Origin of the sequence: Marinobacter sp. LQ44 (assembly GCF_001447155.2) — a bacterium.
Classification (GTDB): Bacteria; Pseudomonadota; Gammaproteobacteria; order Pseudomonadales; family Oleiphilaceae; genus Marinobacter.
In genome coordinates, this window is sequence record NZ_CP014754.1 from 4,392,881 (window position 1) to 4,409,446 (window position 16,566).

The window sequence follows — 16,566 nt, forward strand, 5'->3', positions numbered from 1 at the left end:
GTCTCAGTCCCGTACCCGTTTCAGAATGTCTTCGTAGGCATCAATGCGACGATCACGGAGATACGGCCAGATCCGCCGAACGGATTCGGTACGGTTGCGATCAAGGGTGGCTGTCAGGATGCACTCGCTGTGGTCATCCCCCCTGGCCAGGAATTCGCCCTGAGGGCCACAGATGAAGCTGTTGCCCCAGAATCGGATGCCATTACCCTGGCCGGTGGGATCCGGTTCGGTGCCAACCCGATTGGGAGCAATAACGGGCAGGTTATTGGCAACGGCATGGCCCCTTTGCACCGTAACCCAGGCTTCCAGCTGCCGGGCCTGTTCTTCGGGGTCGTCGGTGATGTCCCAACCGATGGCGGTGGGGTAGATCAGGATATCGGCACCGGCCAGTGCCATCAGGCGGGCTGCCTCCGGGTACCACTGGTCCCAGCACACCAGAACTCCGAGCTTTCCGATAGAGGTATTGATCGGGGTGAAGCCGCTGCGGCCGTCATTGAACGTGGCGTCTCCAGGCGTGAAATAGAATTTCTCGTAGAAGCCCGGGTCATCGGGGATGTGCATCTTGCGGTAGATGCCAGCCAGGCTGCCGTCGGTATCAAACACCACCGAGGTGTTGTGGTAAACGCCGTTCATACGTCGTTCGAAGATTGAGCCGACCAGCACAATCCCCAGCTCCCCGGCCAGATCTGCCAGCCGGTTGCTGGTGGGCCCGGGAATGGGTTCCGCCAGTTCAAAAATGCTTGTGTCTTCGGTCTGGCAGAAATAAAGGGTGGCGTGGAGTTCCTGCAGCACCACCAGTTGCGCGCCTCCCTTCGCGGCCTCCCGGATAAGCTTCTCGGACGTGGCGAGGCTGGCTGCCTTGTCGTCAGTACACTTTTGCTGGATGGCAGCAATTTTCAGCTGCGGGTTTTCGGGCCGGTTAGTCATAGCGTGACCACTCCTGCGGGAATCTGCATGGTGACACAGTGAAGGCTGCCGTGCTGGTGAATCAGCGGGCGGCAGTTGATCGGAACAATCTCCCGGTCAGGGAAGATCCCGGCCATGATGCGGATGGCTTCCTGATCTTGCGGTACATCGTACACAGGCAGAAGAACCGCACCATTGATGATCAGAAAGTTGGCATAGGTGGCCGGCAGGCGCTCGCCGTCTTCATCATGGATGGCATCCGGCCAGGGCAGGGCAGTCAGTTTATACGGGCTGCCATCCTTCTGCCGGAACTCCTGCAGTTCTTCTTCCATGGCCGCCAGTGCGCTGTAATGCTCATCGGCTGCGTCCGGGCAGGTAACGTAGCAGATGTGGTCGGGAGCACAGAATCGAGCCAGGGTATCGATATGGCTGTCGGTGTCGTCACCGGCCAGGTAACCGTGGTTCAGCCAGAGAACCCGATCGGCCCCCAGCAGTTCCGACAGGAGCTGTTCAATAGCCGAGCGGTCCATGGAGGGGTTTCGGGACGGCGTCAGCATACACTCGCTGGTGGTCAGGATTGTCCCCTGGCCATCGGATTCGATGGAGCCACCTTCCAGAACGAAATCCACAGACTGCAAACGATGGCCGCCAAACACGCCGGCATTCGCCAGATGCTGATTGAGGGCGTTGTCTTTCTCCCACGGAAACTTGCCACCCCAGGCGTTGAACCGGAAGTCCAGCAGGGTGAGGCCGTCGCCGGTGTTGACCGTTATCGGGCCGTGATCCCGCGCCCAGGTGTCGTTAGCGGGTGCCGGGACGGTGATCACACGCCCCGGAAGGCCGTTCTCTTCTGCGAAATGGTTCAGTTCCTGGCCGAGTTTTTGCAGCCGTGCAACGAATTCACAACTGATCACCAGATGCTCAAATCGAAGCACCTGGTGAGCAATGTTCAGGAAGACAGGTTCAACCTCGTCCATTATCCGGGCCCAGTCAGTGCCCGGATGAGGCCAGGTCAACATGACTGCACTCTGGGGCGCCCACTCCGCAGGCAACACTCGCTTGGATGTCACTGTATTCGTCACCTTGGTTCGCAAAAGCCGCCATTCTATCTGACCATTGCCGCAACGTCAGGCCATGGGCGGAGAAAATTGAACCTTTGTCCGGAGGGGGTTAGCGGTTGCGCTTGACGACGGCGTGCAGCACCCGGTCGTGTTCGAAATAGACAATAAAATCGGAGTAGTGCCACTGGCTGATCGGGGGCTCACCCACTGGGCCCTGGATATCCTGCGGAGCGCCCCAGCGGTTACGAACCGAGGCCTGGGTCATGCCGGTGGTCGGCAGGCTGACCTCGCTGCGATCGGCCTGGCTGCCAACGGGAATTGTCAGCTGTTCGGCATGCAGGTTGGTTGCCAGGCCGGCAGACATGAGGGACGCCAGTGCCACGGCGGTAATCAGGTTTCGCTTGTTCTTCATTGGGTTCTCCATTAATGCCTGGTTCCCACGAACAATTCCGCAGGACATGGATAAAACGTAATATCCCGAAAAAACGGGCAAAAGTCAGCGCTTTTTCAAAGTTTACTCTTTTTGCCGCTGCCGGATTTGCCAACGCATCACATGGCGGGCAATTTGTTGGCGGCTACTGTCGTCAAGTTGAACGAACTCGGTGTGAACCCTTGCTCCGCCCCGATCATCCACCTCGGTGCCCAGAACTTCGGCAATGGCTTGAGGTTGATAGAGTTCCGGCGGCAGGGTCATCCGTACTGCAATGCGGTCGCCTTGATTCCAGGCAGGGGTGCTGCTGAAAAAGGACAGGCCACCTTCGCTGAGAGTCACATCCTGCCAGTCTTCCGGTTGCAACGGATTTTGCTCAAAGGCGATAATGCGCGCCAGCGTGTCGAGCTTGCTGTTCATGGATTTGATCAATCCGGTCAGTAGCCGGTCACGTTCCGCCAGGCTGGCGAGGTGTGCTTTTACGTCCTGGTCCAGCCGGCGGAATTCAGCTTTGAGGCTTTCCAGTGGCGATCCATTGAACGGATCATCCTGCTCGCTGTCAGCGTTCCCGGAGAGACGGCGGATTTCAAGACCAATACGGTCCTCGATCCGGAAATACTCGCGTCGGTCGGCTTTGGCATCGGTGATCGGTGGCGTGATAGGCGAGCCTGGCATTCTGTCTCCGGCGGGCTGAAATTTTATTGGTAAAGAGTAGTTTAGCAGTTTCCCGGAGGCTCGCGAGTGATCCGGGGTACCAAACCACGACAGGCCAGAAGGTAGCGACAGGCACCTCCCCATGTTCAGACCCTTATCGTTCTATATCGGCTTGCGGTACACCGCAGCCAAGCGACGTAATCACTTTATATCCTTTATATCCCTGACCTCCATGCTCGGGCTGATGCTTGGCGTGGCGGTCCTGATCATCGTGTTGTCCGTCATGAATGGTTTTGACCGGGAATTGAAGCAGCGCATTCTGGGCATGGTGCCCCACGCCACTATTCAGGGGGCGTCGGGCCCGCTGGAAGACTGGGAAGAGATTGATCGCCGCGTACAGGAGCATCCACGGGTACTGGCGGCCGCGCCCTTTATTCAGGGCCAGGGCATGGTGACAGGCGGTGGTGATGTTCGGGGAGTGATGCTAAGCGGCATTGTGCCCGAGCAGGAAGCCACGGTATCGATCATTGAGAATCACTTCATTGAAGGCAACCTGGATGAACTCAAGCCGGGAGAATTCGGCATTATCATCGGTCGGCTGATGGCCAACAGCCTCAGGCTCCAGGTCGGAGACAAACTGACGGTTGTCCTGCCGGAAGCCTCGGTAACCCCTGCCGGCGTACTGCCGAGACTCAAACGATTTACCGTCAAAGGCATATTCAGTGTCGGTGCCGAGCTGGATGGCAACTATGCGTTGATTCATATGGATGATGCGGCCCGCCTGATGCGAACCGGCGGCCGTGCCGAGGGCGTGCGCCTGCTGGTGGATGATCTGTTTGCAGCACCGCGCGTGGTCAACCAGGTTGCGCAGGATCTGGGAGGGCGTTACTACGTATCTGACTGGACCCGTACCCACGGCAACCTGTTCCAGGCTATACGGATGGAAAAGACCATGATTGGCCTGTTGCTGATGTTCATTGTGGCCGTCGCCGCTTTCAATATTGTTTCCACCCTGGTCATGGTGGTCACCGACAAAACCGCAGACATCGCGATTTTGCGAACCATGGGGGCAACACCCGGGCGCATTATGCGAATTTTCATCATTCAGGGGGCGGTAATAGGTATCTTTGGCACCCTGATGGGAACCGCGCTCGGAATCTTCGGAGCCCTGAATATCAGTGGCTTCATTTCCTGGCTTGAGGAGCTGATGGGGCATCAATTCCTGAGTGCCGACGTCTACTTCATCAGTTACCTGCCGTCCCAATTGCAGTGGCAGGATGTGGCCATTATCAGCAGTGCCGGAATGGTGATGAGCCTGCTGGCAACGATTTACCCGGCATGGCGGGCATCCAGGGTCGAACCGGCAGAGGCGTTACGTTATGAGTGAAGTAGAAATGACGACCAGCAAGCCTTTGGTAATCGACTGCCGCCAGGTTACCCGAACCTACGACCAGGGCCCCGAGACACTGACAATTTTCTCCGACATTTCCCTGGAAGTGTCGGCAGGCGAAACTGTTGCCATCGTGGGCAGCAGTGGTGCTGGCAAAACCACGCTGCTGAACCTGCTTGGCGGCCTGGACCGGCCATCATCCGGCCAGATTCATATCTGTGGTGAGGATATTCACCGGTTGTCGGAAGCCGGCCGGGCACGTTTCCGCAATGGCCACCTTGGCTTTGTCTACCAGTTCCATCACCTGTTGCCGGAGTTCACAGCGCTGGAAAACGTGATGATGCCCTGCGCACTGGGCGGTCAGTCGCTGGCTGTGGCCAGGCAGAAAGCCGAAAAATTGCTGGACCGGGTTGGCCTGGGCAAGCGATTGAAGCATAAGCCTTCCGAGCTGTCTGGCGGTGAGCGCCAGCGGGTGGCCATTGCCCGGGCACTGGTCAACGAGCCCCAGTGTGTGTTGATGGACGAGCCAACCGGTAACCTGGACGAGCATACCGGCGAGGGTATCAGGGCTCTGATTGAGGATTTGCGAGAGCAGTCTGGCATTGCCTTTGTTATGGTCACCCACGATATGCGAATGGCGCGGAGCCTCGGCCGGGTGTTGCGACTGGAGCAAGGGCGGTTGATTCAGGAGGCCTGATTACGGGCCTTCTTGCGGGCTTTTCTTGAAAAGCGCCGAATCTGCCAGTCGGTGCGGATTTTTCGCCGCCAAAGGTACTGGATGATCAGATAGGCGCTGCAGCCCGCAGCAGTCGCCACCACAATTGACCCGACATAGAGCGGCACGCCAATCTCCATCAGGCGGCTGCTCATCCAGGACCAGGAGAGCTGGAATTCAAAAGCCAGCACGGGGCGGTCCAGAATCCAGGCGCCTACTTTGTAGTTAAAGTAGAAGATGGGCGGCATGGTCAACGGATTGCTGATCCAGACCAGGGCGACGGACAACGGCAGGTTGGCATTGATCCAGATGGCCATGCCTGCTGCCGCCGCCATTTGGAATGGCATCGGGATAAAACTGAGAAATAGCCCGATCAGGAAGGCGCGAGACACACTGTGCCGGTTGATGTGCCACAGGTTGGGTTCATGAAGGATATCGCCCAGAAAGCGCAATGATTCGATGGATTGCACTTTTTCCGGGGAAGGCAGATACCGTTTCATGAACTTCTTGGGCATAGGAAGTTCGGCCTGTTGCTTCGCAATGGATAACTTCCGGCACCCTGAGCGAGCCGGGCTAATGCACTGGAGGACAAGGATTGTCCGGTCTGTTTCATACTCACCAAACGCCTGAACACAGCGTAGTCGGCGCGCCCGGCATTGTCGCGTTCTCGTGCGGCGTTATCTTACTGTATCAACTGACGCTTTTACCACCGCCCGGGTGGCTGTTTTTGGTCGGGCTGCTGATGGTCAGTGCGTCTCTCCTGATCCGTCAGGGCACCATGCGCCGTCTGGTCAGGCTGTTGGCTCTGCTTGTGCTGGGTCTGGCCTGGGCTGGCTGGCATTCTGAAGCGCGCCTGGCGGAGCGCTTGCCGGCGGATATGGAAGGCAAGCGTCTGGAACTATCAGGGTATGTTTGTGAGCTTCCGCAGGCTGGCAGTTTCAGCAGTTTGCGCTTTAGCGTGTGTGTTGTCAGTTGGCACAGCGAAGGCCAACAGGGCGCCACACCGGTACTTCCCCGCAGAGTGCGTCTCTCCTGGTATGGCCGGAATGATCAGGCGCTGCCCGGCCATCGGCTGAGGCTGGAGGTGGTCCTTAAACGGCCGCACGGCAACCTGAATCCCGAGGGGTTTCGTTATGAGGATTGGCTGTTCAGGAAAGGTTACCGGGCAACCGGAAGCGTTCGGGCGGTTGCCCTGGACCAGGATCTTCATTGTGGCTGGCATTGCCGGTACCACGCCTGGCGTCAAACGGTTGCTGAGCAGGTTCATCGGCATTTTTCCGATGCCGGTGAATACCCATTGATTGCCTCGTTACTGATCGGCCACCGCGGTTATCTCACGGATCGGCATTGGCAAACGCTTCGGGCGACGGGCACGATTCACCTGGTGGCGATATCAGGGTTGCACTTGGGACTGGTGGCGGTTGGTGCTGGCCTGGTTGCCCGCCGCTTCACCTTGTCAGTGCCGGCGCACTGGCTGGATGAGCGGCGCAGGCGAATCGCAGGCTTTGCGCTGGTTATCCTGTGTTGCCTGTTCTATGCCCTGGTTGCGGGGTTTACCGTACCAACCCGCCGGGCCTTGATCATGGTTCTGGTTGGCGGCTGGTATCTGCTTCTGGCCCGCGAGGCCAGTGTCTGGCGACCATTCTGTTCCGCCTTGTTTCTGGTGCTGTTACTTGACCCGTTCGCGCCGCTGGATCAGGGGTTCTGGTTGTCCTTTGGTGCGGTGGCGGTCTTGCTGGCGGTATTCAGCGGGCGTCTGGCAGGCCCCGGCTGGCTCAAGGGGCTGGTGTTGGCACAGGTAGCGGTTTTTGCGGGCTTGTGGCCATTGTTGTCCGGGCTTGGGCAGAGCCAACCGCTGGCCGGTTTGGTGGCAAACCTGGTGGCGATTCCCTGGGTATCGCTGGTTGTGATGCCGGTGCTGTTCGCAGGTGCTTTGTTGGTGCTGGTGTCCGGTGGCGCGGTGACGGGTTGGGTAAGTTCGCTGCTTGATGCAGTACTGGGCCCGTTGATGGCCTGGCTGCAGTGGGTGGAGCAACTGGCTGCTCCAGTGTCCGTATTAACGCCAGAGGCATCACCCTTTTTGCTGGCATTGTTGGCGGCTGTCGTCGTTCTGCTGCTCCGTTTCCCTGACAGGGTTTTTCGCCTGATGACCGTGGCGTTAGTCGGGGCCTGGGCGGTCACGGCGGTGCTGACAAGGCCTGCCGCCATTAACCCGGAGGTGGTGGAGCCGGAAATTCGTGTCTGGGATGTGGGCCAGGGTCTGTCTGTTCTGGTGCGTGTGGGGCGCAAGGCACTGGTTTACGACACAGGGCCGGAAGTACGGGGTGTGTTTTCGGCTGTTGACTCGACACTGCTTCCGAACCTCCGGGCCCTGGGGATTAACAAACTTGATCGTCTGATAATCAGCCACGGTGACAGTGACCACGCCGGTGGCCTGGTACAGTTGGTACAAGCCGTAGAGGTGGGGCAGATACAGAGCGGTGAGCCGGAAGTCGTGGCCGGGATTCTGGACGAAGTGCCGGGGAAATCGGTAGGACAGTGTCGGTCAGAGCCGTTCGAGTGGCATGGGGTGGTGTTCGAATTCTGGCAGTCCCAAGCCGAGCGCACCGGAAACGATGCGTCCTGTGTGGTCCGGGTTCACCATCCCGCCAGTGGTTCTGACGTGCTGCTTACCGGGGATATCAGTAAACGGGTAGAGGCAGAGATGCTTGCCCCCGGCGCGGTGCCGTGGTTGCGCAAGGCAGTGGATTTCCGCTTGGTGCTTGCGCCGCACCACGGCAGCAAAACATCGTCCTCTGCACCGTGGATCGATCGTGTCGCGCCCGACTGGGTAATCTACACAGCGGGCTATCGGCATAGATACGGCCACCCCCATCCTGATGTGGTGGCCCGGTACCAGCTGGCGAATGCTCGCCCACTCAACACTGCCTGCTCCGGAGAGATCGTCATTAACTTGAGTAAGCATGGCCCGAAAATCAGTGAGCTGCGCCACACGGTTCCGTTTTGGATCCAGGGTCCGGGGCTGACCCGTGACCAATGTAAAATACCGTGACATTCCGGGTGTGGCCTGAACGGGCAGCTATGCTAAAGTAGCGCGGCTTGTAATTAATCAGGGAGATCAAGCGTGTTCGAGCTGTTGAAAGCCGGTGGCATCCTGATGGTGCCCATTGTTGCCTGTTCCATCCTGGCGCTTGCCATTGTTCTGGAGCGATTCTGGACTCTGCGAGCCTCCAGGGTAGCGCCCCCACAATCGATTAACGAACTCTGGCGCTGGATCAAGAAAAAAGAACTGAACGGGCGCAAGCTCAAGGCGCTTCAGGGCTCCTCACCGCTGGGCCGTATACTCGCTGGCGGGCTGATCAACGCCAAGCACGGCCGGGAGATCATGAAAGAGAGCATCGAGCACGAAGCCAGCCAGGTCATCCATGATCTGGAACGCTTCCTGAACCCCCTCGGCACCATTGCCACTATTACACCGCTGCTGGGCTTGCTGGGTACGGTCATCGGTATGATCAAAGTATTTGCGGAAATTCAGCTGGCGGGCGTGGGTAACGCCGGTAATCTCGCTGGCGGTATTTCGGAAGCGCTGATCACTACGGCCGCGGGCCTGAGCGTGGCTATTCCCGCCCTGATTTGTCATCGCTACTTCATTCGTCGCGTTGATGAGCTGGTCGTTAACATGGAGCAGGAAGCCATCAAGCTGGTGGAAGTGGTTCATGGCGACCGTGAAATCGACGTGGAAGGAGCCTGAACACCGTGAAGTTCAAGCGCCAGAGAAGCCAGGAGGTCGGGGTTGACCTGACGCCACTGATCGATGTGGTGTTCCTGTTGCTGATTTTCTTTATGGTGTCCACCACCTTTACCCGGGAAAGCCACCTGCAGGTGGATTTGCCCGAGGCGAGCGGCGAACCGGTTTCGCCCTCTGAGGTAAGGCAGATCGATGTGGTGATCAATGCTGAGGGCCAGTACATCCTGAACGAGAGGACCCTGGTCAATAATCGGCGTGAAACCCTTGAGCGGGGTGTCAGGGAATTAGCTGAGGGAGACAACAGCTTGCCGTTTATCATTACGGCCGATGCCAGAACTCCCCATGAATACGTTGTGCGCGCCATGGATGTGGCCGGCCGCCTGGGGTTTGCGAAACTGAGCATAACCACAGAGCGGGAGGCTGAGAATCCGTGATCGATGCAAGGCCGGAACCTCTGAAGGTACCGCCAACCGGAAGCTGGGCAACCTACAAGCGATTGCTCGCCTACGTGAAACCCTTCTGGTTCGCGTTCTCCCTGGCGGTGCTGGGGAACATTATCTATGCTGCGGCCTCCACAGGCATGGCGGCTGCCATGGAGTATGTGATCACCGCCATTGAGAATCCGACGGATCAGAACCGGTTGTTCTTGACGGGCCTGATTGTCGGCATTTTCGCCTTGCGGGGGGTGGGCACCTTTTTCAGTCAATACTTCATCAGTTACGTCGGGCGGCAGGTAATCAATGCCCTCCGCAATGATGTGTTCGATCGCCTGATGACACTGCCGTCGCGGTATTATGATGACAATGCTTCTGGCAGGTTGGTGTCCAAACTTACCTTCAATGTCGAGCAGGTGGCCGAGGCCTCAACCAACGCCATCACCATCACCCTCCGTGAAGGCCTGACCATCGTCGGCTTGCTGGGCTTTATGCTGTATACCAACTGGAAGCTGACCCTGGTGTTCCTGACCGTGGGGCCGGTGATCGGGTTGGTGGTGAATTACGCCAGCAAGCGCTTTCGCCGAATCAGCAAGCGCATTCAGGGGTCGATGGGTGATATCACCCACGTGGCCTCAGAATCCATCTCCGGTTACAGGGTGGTGCGAACCTTTGGGGGGGAAGACTACGAACGTGAACGCTTCCGGGAAGTCAGCGACCAGAACCTCAAACAAAGCCTGAAAATGGCCTCTACTCAGGCCATCAGCGTGCCGGTCATCCAGGTGTTGGTGGCTATCGCCATTGCCGCGCTGGTCTGGACCATGTTGTCTCCGGAAATCCGTGGTGAGATGAGTACCGGCCAGTTAATCGCCTTCATTACCGCGGCGACGACCATGGCCAAGCCCATTCGTCAGGTAACCTCGGTGCACGCCATGATTCAGAAGGGCGTGGCTGCGGCCTATGACGTGTTTGAAACCATGGACGAGCAGCCAGAGGAAGATCGCGGCGAATACACCCCAGATCGTGTGGAAGGCCATATTGAGTTCGATAAGGTGTGCTTCCGCTATCGTGATCAACTGGATAATGTCCTGGACGGCATTTCAGTGAAGGTGCCGGCCGGGCAGAGTGTGGCACTGGTCGGCCGTTCGGGCAGTGGTAAATCGTCTATGGTCAGCCTGCTACCCCGATTCTATGAGTACACCGAGGGTGACATCCGAATCGATTGCAGGTCTCTCAAGGAGTTCTCGCTCAAGGGTTTGCGTTCCCAGATTGCTCTGGTGAACCAGAACGTGGTGCTGTTCAACGACACCATTGCCGCCAACATCGCCTACGGTGCCTTGCGCAACTGCAGTCGTGAAGAAATCCGGGAAGCCGCCGCCAAGGCTCATGCCCTGGAGTTTATCGACCGGATGCCGGAAGGCCTGGATACCATGATCGGGGATAACGGCGTGATGTTGTCTGGCGGCCAGCGCCAGCGCCTGGCCATTGCCCGGGCTTTGCTGAAGAACGCCCCGATCCTGATCCTTGATGAGGCCACGTCGGCACTGGATACAGAGTCAGAACGGCATATTCAGGAAGCCCTTGAGACGGTGATGCAAGGCCGGACGACGCTGGTCATTGCCCACCGCCTGTCCACCATCGAAAAGGCGGACCGGATACTGGTGATGGACAAAGGCCACATTGTCGAATCCGGCACGCATGAGGAATTGCTGGCGGCAGATGGCGCCTATGCCCAGTTGCATCAGATCCAGTTCAGTGAGCATGCATGAGCAGCAGCTGGATTGACCACTTGTGGTACAGCCAGGGCAAGCCCCTGGCCATCCTCGGCCCACTGGCCTGGCTGTACCGGGTGGTGTCTGAATCGAAGCGCCGGAAAGCCTGGCAGGCCCGCAACGAAAGCTTACCCGTGCCGGTTGTAGTGGTTGGCAACATCACCGCGGGTGGTACCGGCAAATCCCCCCTGACCGCCCGGCTGGTTCAACGCATGAAGCAGGACGGCTGGCATCCGGTTATCCTGAGCCGGGGCTACGGCGGCAAAAGCGATCATTATCCTCTGTTGGTAAAAGACACCACGCCGGCATCGGTCTGCGGTGATGAGCCGCTGATGCTGGCGTTGGCCACGGGGTGCCCGGTGGTGGTCGATCCCGACCGTTGTCGCGGTGGGCACTGGGCCCTGGCGCAGGCACTCGGCGACGTCCTGATCTGTGATGACGGCTTGCAGCATTACCGCTTGCCCAGGGATATTGAACTGGCGGTGTTTGATGCCGGCCGGGGCATTGGTAACGGTGCCCTGATTCCGGTGGGCCCCCTGCGCGAACCGGTAACACGGCTCTCGAGTGTGGATTTTGTGATTCTCAATGGAGAAGTGTTCCCGCCGCCGGGTCAGCAGATCGACGAGTTTGCCGGCATAGCGCATCCTGAGATCCATGCCATGTCACTGCAGCCGGCGTCGTTGGTCAATCTGAATTCCGGGGAGACTCTGGCGCCCTCAGCACTCGGGGGGCGGTCAGTGCGTGCGGTTGCCGGAATAGGCAACCCGGGACGTTTCTTTGACACACTGAGGAGCCTGGGAGCACAGGTCACCGAAGCGGCTTTTCCCGATCATCACCGTTTCCGCCCGGAAGACCTTGGCTCCAGTGCGGGTGAGTGGCTGGTCATGACCGCGAAAGACGCGGTCAAATGCCGGGGCTTTGCACCCGACAACGCCTGGGTATTGACGGTGGATGCCTGTCTGTCGGAACCTTTTGAACATCGCTTTCTGGAACGGCTCAGGGCATGCTCTGGGCAGTTGCATCAACAAAATACTGAGAGAACCAACCATGGATAAGAAACTGTTGGCCATGCTTGCCTGCCCGGTGTGCAAGGGTGAACTCAAGCTCAACGATGCCCGTACCGAGCTGATCTGTTACCAGGACGCCATGGCGTTTCCGATTCGTGAGGGTATCCCTGTCATGTTAGCCGCAGAGGCCCGTACCCTGAGTACCGACGAACGGCTTGATAAGCACTGACACACCTACCAGCAGGACGCATCAGTATGTCATTTACCGTTGTCATCCCCGCCCGCTACGCCTCCAGCCGGTTACCCGGTAAGCCGCTGGCCATGATTGCTGGTAAACCGATGATCCAGCACGTATGTGAGCGTGCCCAGGAAAGTCGGGCGAGCAGGGTCGTGGTTGCCACCGACGACCAGCGCATTGAGGCATCGTGCCAGGCATTCGGTGCCGAGGTGGTCATGACGTCACCACACCACGCCAGTGGCACGGACCGGCTTGAGGAGGTTGCCCGAAAGCTGGGGCTGGACCCGGACCACCGGGTGGTTAACGTCCAGGGTGACGAGCCGCTGATACCGCCGGCGTTGATTAACCAGGTGGCCGATAATCTCGACTACTTCCCTGAGGCCAGTATTGCCACCCTGTGCGAGCGTATCCACGACGCGCGGCAGGTATTCAACCCGAACGTGGTGAAGGTGGTGTTCGATAGCCGGGGAATGGCGCACTACTTCAGCCGAGCACCCATCCCCTGGGCGCGGGACTTCTGGCCTGCCAACGCATCGGTGGCGGACGTAGACTTACCCGAGGGCATTGGTTACTTCCGGCACATTGGCATTTATGGCTACCGTGCCAGTGTGCTCAGCCAGTTTGTCAGCTGGCTGCCGGCACCGACAGAACAGGTGGAAGCGCTGGAACAGCTCCGGGCCTTGTATAACGGTGCTCACATTCACGTGGATATCGCTGATCGACCGCCCGCACCGGGTGTCGATACCGAAGAGGATCTGGCCCGGGTGCGGGCTCTGATAGAAGCAGGAGGACGTTATGCCTGATCAGGTCAGTGTGTTGTTTGTTTGTCTGGGTAACATCTGTCGTTCGCCAACGGCCGAAGGGGTGTTCCGGCAACTGGTCACTGAGCAGGGAATGACAGAACATCTGCACATTGACTCCTGTGGCACCGGTAACTGGCATATTGGTAAGTCGCCGGATGCCCGGGCCATGGCGGCGGCAGACCGTCGCGGTGTGGATATCAGTGACCTGAGGGCCCGGCAGATCAAGGCTGAAGACCTCGACCGGTTTGATTACGTGTTGGTGATGGATAGGCAGAACCTGGCCGATGTCAGGGATATCTGGCATCAGAATGGCGGCACCGAACCTCGCCTTTTTCTTGAGTTTGGTGAGTCCGGCCAGGCCGAGGTGCCGGATCCATACTACGGCGGTGAGGACGGTTTTGAACGAGTGCTTGACCTGATTCACGAAGCCAGTCAAGGCTTACTGGAGGATATCCGGGGGCGATTGGCTTGAATGGCGCGCTGAGGGTCACCGAGCATGCTGATCTGCGTGAGCTGAATACACTCGCGATTGCGGCGCGGGCTCGTTATTTGGTCCGGATTTCCGGCGTGGATGACCTTACCGCCGCACTGGCCTGGGCTGAGGCCCGCGAACTGGACACCCTGATTCTCGGTGGTGGCAGTAACCTTGTGTTCGCCGGCGATTTTGACGGTGCCGTTCTGCATATGCAGATTCGGGGCCGGCATTGGGAAAAAGTAAACGGCGACGAAGCCGTACTGGTTCTGGGGGCTGGTGAAAACTGGCATGAGGCGGTTTTATACGCTGCCCGATCGGGTTACCGCGGCATAGAAAACCTGGCTCTGATTCCCGGCACCGCCGGCGCTGCGCCGGTGCAGAACATTGGTGCCTACGGTGTTGAACTTGCCGATACCCTGGTAAGTGTGACAGCGTTGGATCGTGTTACCCGGGGTGTGGTTACCCTGGCCGCCGGCGATTGCCAGTTTGGATACCGTGACAGCCTGTTCAAACGGCAGCCTGGCCGCTACACCATCCTTGAACTTAGACTAAAACTTTCCCGATCCTTGCCATTAAAGCTGGATTACCGGGATCTTCAGGATTATCTCGGGGATACCGATGTCAACGCCCTTACGCCTTTGGAGGTTGCTGAAGCGGTGATGGCGGTGCGGCACCGAAAGCTGCCGGACCCCGCTGTTTTGCCTAACGCGGGCAGCTTCTTCAAGAATCCGGTGATCAATCAGGTGGCGTTTGAAAGGTTGCAGGAGCGCTTTCCTGACGTAGTGTTCTATCCGGTAGAGCAGGGTGTCAAACTGGCTGCGGCCTGGTTGATTGACCAGGCTGGCTGGAAAGGCTTTCGCAATACCCGGGTGGGTGTTCATAACCGACAGGCTCTGGTGCTGATCAACCACTCGGGGGGCTCTGGTGCCGAGGTGCTGGCGCTGGCTGACGAGGTGCGCCGGTCTGTGCAGGAAACCTTCGGGGTTGAGCTTGAAATGGAACCGGGGGTCGTTGGCGCTCGTTAGCGTGGCTGGTCAGAAACTGGGGGGCTGCCCTTTCAGGCAGCCCAGGGGATGATCGAGCGGCCTTAGAGGCCGCCCTTCGGGGAGGCTTTCACCAGGAACGCCAGCGCTTCTTCCACCGGGATGTCCTGTTTCTCTTCATCGCGGCGGCCCTTGTATTCCAGGGTGCCGGCGGTCAGCCCGCGCTCTGAAATCACGAACCGGTGAGGAATGCCCATCAATTCCATATCGGCGAACTTCACGCCCGGGCGTTCGTTACGGTCATCCAGCAGTACGTCGTAACCCGCCTGGCGCAACTGGCTGTAAAGTTTCTCGCCAGCTTCGGCCACTACCGCATTCTTGTGGGCATTGAGAGTAACAATGGCCACCTGGAACGGAGCGATGGCGTCTGGCCAGATGATGCCCTTGTCGTCATGGTTCTGTTCGATAGACGCGGCCACAATGCGGGAAACGCCAATGCCGTAGCAGCCCATTTCCATGATCACCGTCTTGCCGTTTTCATCCAGAACGGTGGCGTTCATGGCAGAGCTGTACTTGTTACCCAGTTTGAAGATGTGGCCGACCTCGATACCACGGCGGATCTCCAGGGTACCCTTGCCATCCGGGCTGGGATCACCTTCCTCCACGTTGCGCAGGTCTTCCACCCGGCCCAGGGGTACGTCGCGTTCCCAGTTAACGCCGGTCAGGTGGTAGTCGTCCTTGTTGGCACCACACACGAAGTCTGCCAGGTGGGCAGCGCTGCGGTCGACGATCACAGGCACAGCCAGGTTGACCGGGCCGATGGAGCCGGGTTTGCAACCAATGGCCTTTTCGATTTCTTCATCGGTGGCCATGGTCAGCGGCTCGGCAACGCCGTTCAGGTTTTCGGCCTTGATGTCATTCAGGGTGTGATCGCCCCGGAGAATCAGTGCAACCAGGCCGGATTCGCCGTTCTCGTCGGCTTCGCCTTTGACCAGCAGGGTCTTCACGCTGCGCTCTGCCGGCAGGCCGAGGAACTGGGAAACGGCTTCGATGGTTTTCTGGCCTGGCGTGTGCACTTCGGTCATGGTCTCGCCAGGAGCCGGGCGATCACCCGCAGGGGCAATGGCTTCAGCTTTTTCGATGTTGGCGGCGTAATCGCTTTCGGTGCTGAACACGATGGCGTCTTCGCCGGAGGATGCCAGTACATGGAACTCGTGGGAGGCACTGCCGCCAATGGCACCGGAATCCGCTTGCACCGGCCGATAATCCAGCCCGAGGCGATCAAAGATGTTGCAGTAGGTCTGGTGCATAACCTGGTAGGTGTCATCCAGCGAAGCTGCGTTCAGGTGGAAGGAATAGGCATCCTTCATGATGAATTCGCGGGCACGCATAACGCCGAAGCGGGGGCGGCGCTCATCACGGAACTTGGTCTGGATCTGATAAAAGTTAGCCGGCAGTTCCTTGTAGCTTTTCAGCTCGTTGCGGATCAGGTCGGTGATGACTTCTTCGTGGGTTGGGCCAAAGCAGAAGTCCCGGCCGTGGCGGTCATTCATACGCAGCAGTTCGCCGCCGTACTGCTCCCAGCGCCCGGATTCCTGCCAGAGTTCGGCTGGCTGCACGGCCGGCATCAGAACTTCCTGGGCTCCACTCTTGTCCATCTCTTCGCGAACAATTCGTTCCACCTTGCGCAGGGTGCGCAGGCCCATGGGGAGCCAGGTGTAGAGGCCTGCGGCCAGCTTCCGGATCATTCCGGCGCGCAGCATCAGCTGATGGCTGATAATCTCTGCATCTGAGGGTGTCTCTTTCTGGGTGGCAATCAGGTAACGGCTTGCTCGCATCGTGTCTTCCGCTTTATTGAAAAGTGGGGGTTAAGACTAATTGGCAGGGCTTCTGGCCTGCTTCTGCCTTTCTTTGTCGTAAAGTGGACGTTATTGTACGGAGCCTGCTTCA

The 16,566-nt window shown here is 58.6% G+C and carries 17 protein-coding genes; 11 read left to right on the forward strand and 6 right to left on the reverse strand.

Features of this window, described 5'->3' with window-relative positions:
* Positions 1–3: 3 nt before the first annotated feature.
* From ASQ50_RS20090 to ASQ50_RS20105, 4 genes are all read right to left on the reverse strand, one after another.
* On the reverse strand, positions 4–927 hold the full coding sequence (locus ASQ50_RS20090; RefSeq protein WP_058089559.1) for a carbon-nitrogen hydrolase: 924 nt from the start codon (positions 925–927) through the stop codon (positions 4–6).
* Positions 924–1,976 carry an agmatine/peptidylarginine deiminase gene (locus tag ASQ50_RS20095; RefSeq protein ID WP_076657277.1) on the reverse strand — a complete coding sequence of 351 codons (1,053 nt, stop codon included), beginning with the start codon at positions 1,974–1,976 and terminating at the stop codon, positions 924–926. The genes ASQ50_RS20090 and ASQ50_RS20095 overlap by 4 nt, the downstream gene beginning before the upstream one ends.
* A 100-nt stretch (positions 1,977–2,076) precedes the next feature.
* Positions 2,077–2,379 carry a hypothetical protein gene (locus ASQ50_RS20100; RefSeq protein WP_058089561.1) on the reverse strand — a complete coding sequence of 101 codons (303 nt, stop codon included), beginning with the start codon at positions 2,377–2,379 and terminating at the stop codon, positions 2,077–2,079.
* A 102-nt stretch (positions 2,380–2,481) separates the two neighbouring features.
* The gene (locus tag ASQ50_RS20105; protein ID WP_058089562.1) at positions 2,482–3,072 is read right to left on the reverse strand and encodes a PilZ domain-containing protein; all 591 of its coding nucleotides are present in this window, start codon (positions 3,070–3,072) and stop codon (positions 2,482–2,484) included.
* Positions 3,073–3,193: 121 nt separating this feature from the next.
* On the opposite strand from ASQ50_RS20105, the gene ASQ50_RS20110 reads away from it, so the two are divergent.
* The gene (locus ASQ50_RS20110) at positions 3,194–4,438 is read left to right on the forward strand and encodes a lipoprotein-releasing ABC transporter permease subunit (protein WP_058089563.1); all 1,245 of its coding nucleotides are present in this window, start codon (positions 3,194–3,196) and stop codon (positions 4,436–4,438) included.
* Positions 4,431–5,138, forward strand: a complete 708-nt coding sequence (locus tag ASQ50_RS20115) for an ABC transporter ATP-binding protein (RefSeq protein WP_058089564.1) — start codon at positions 4,431–4,433, stop codon at positions 5,136–5,138. Before ASQ50_RS20110 ends, ASQ50_RS20115 begins: the two co-directional genes overlap by 8 nt.
* On the opposite strand, the gene ASQ50_RS20120 is transcribed toward ASQ50_RS20115, so the two are convergent.
* Positions 5,126–5,671 (reverse strand): DUF2062 domain-containing protein, encoded by a 546-nt coding sequence (locus tag ASQ50_RS20120; protein ID WP_058089565.1) that lies wholly within the window; start codon positions 5,669–5,671, stop codon positions 5,126–5,128. The two genes, ASQ50_RS20115 and ASQ50_RS20120, sit on opposite strands and share 13 nt — an antisense overlap.
* Positions 5,672–5,751: 80 nt before the next feature.
* On the opposite strand from ASQ50_RS20120, the gene ASQ50_RS20125 reads away from it, so the two are divergent.
* The 9 genes from ASQ50_RS20125 (at position 5,752) to murB (ending at position 14,658) form a co-directional block, all read left to right on the forward strand.
* A complete protein-coding gene (locus ASQ50_RS20125) occupies positions 5,752–8,208 on the forward strand; it encodes a DNA internalization-related competence protein ComEC/Rec2 (protein WP_197492708.1) in 2,457 nt (818 codons plus the stop codon).
* A gap of 72 nt (positions 8,209–8,280) precedes the next feature.
* Positions 8,281–8,907 (forward strand): MotA/TolQ/ExbB proton channel family protein, encoded by a 627-nt coding sequence (locus ASQ50_RS20130; RefSeq protein ID WP_058089566.1) that lies wholly within the window; start codon positions 8,281–8,283, stop codon positions 8,905–8,907.
* A 5-nt stretch (positions 8,908–8,912) separates the two neighbouring features.
* Positions 8,913–9,338: an ExbD/TolR family protein gene (locus ASQ50_RS20135; RefSeq protein ID WP_058089567.1), complete on the forward strand. Its 426-nt coding sequence runs from the start codon at positions 8,913–8,915 to the stop codon at positions 9,336–9,338.
* The gene (msbA, locus tag ASQ50_RS20140) at positions 9,335–11,107 is read left to right on the forward strand and encodes a lipid A export permease/ATP-binding protein MsbA (RefSeq protein ID WP_058089568.1); all 1,773 of its coding nucleotides are present in this window, start codon (positions 9,335–9,337) and stop codon (positions 11,105–11,107) included. Before ASQ50_RS20135 ends, msbA begins: the two co-directional genes overlap by 4 nt.
* Entirely contained in the window at positions 11,104–12,165 is a 1,062-nt protein-coding gene (gene lpxK, locus ASQ50_RS20145) for a tetraacyldisaccharide 4'-kinase (protein ID WP_058089569.1), read from the forward strand. Before msbA ends, lpxK begins: the two co-directional genes overlap by 4 nt.
* Entirely contained in the window at positions 12,158–12,346 is a 189-nt protein-coding gene (locus ASQ50_RS20150; protein WP_058089570.1) for a Trm112 family protein, read from the forward strand. Before lpxK ends, ASQ50_RS20150 begins: the two co-directional genes overlap by 8 nt.
* A 26-nt stretch (positions 12,347–12,372) precedes the next feature.
* The gene (gene kdsB, locus ASQ50_RS20155) at positions 12,373–13,158 is read left to right on the forward strand and encodes a 3-deoxy-manno-octulosonate cytidylyltransferase (protein ID WP_058089571.1); all 786 of its coding nucleotides are present in this window, start codon (positions 12,373–12,375) and stop codon (positions 13,156–13,158) included.
* Positions 13,151–13,630 (forward strand): low molecular weight protein-tyrosine-phosphatase, encoded by a 480-nt coding sequence (locus ASQ50_RS20160; protein WP_058089572.1) that lies wholly within the window; start codon positions 13,151–13,153, stop codon positions 13,628–13,630. The genes kdsB and ASQ50_RS20160 overlap by 8 nt, the downstream gene beginning before the upstream one ends.
* Complete coding sequence (murB, locus tag ASQ50_RS20165; protein ID WP_058089573.1) at positions 13,627–14,658, forward strand: UDP-N-acetylmuramate dehydrogenase; 1,032 nt, start codon at positions 13,627–13,629, stop codon at positions 14,656–14,658. The genes ASQ50_RS20160 and murB overlap by 4 nt, the downstream gene beginning before the upstream one ends.
* A 62-nt stretch (positions 14,659–14,720) precedes the next feature.
* Here murB and ASQ50_RS20170 read toward each other — a convergent pair whose 3' ends face one another.
* Positions 14,721–16,454: a proline--tRNA ligase gene (locus tag ASQ50_RS20170; RefSeq protein ID WP_058089574.1), complete on the reverse strand. Its 1,734-nt coding sequence runs from the start codon at positions 16,452–16,454 to the stop codon at positions 14,721–14,723.
* Positions 16,455–16,566: the final 112 nt, after the last annotated feature.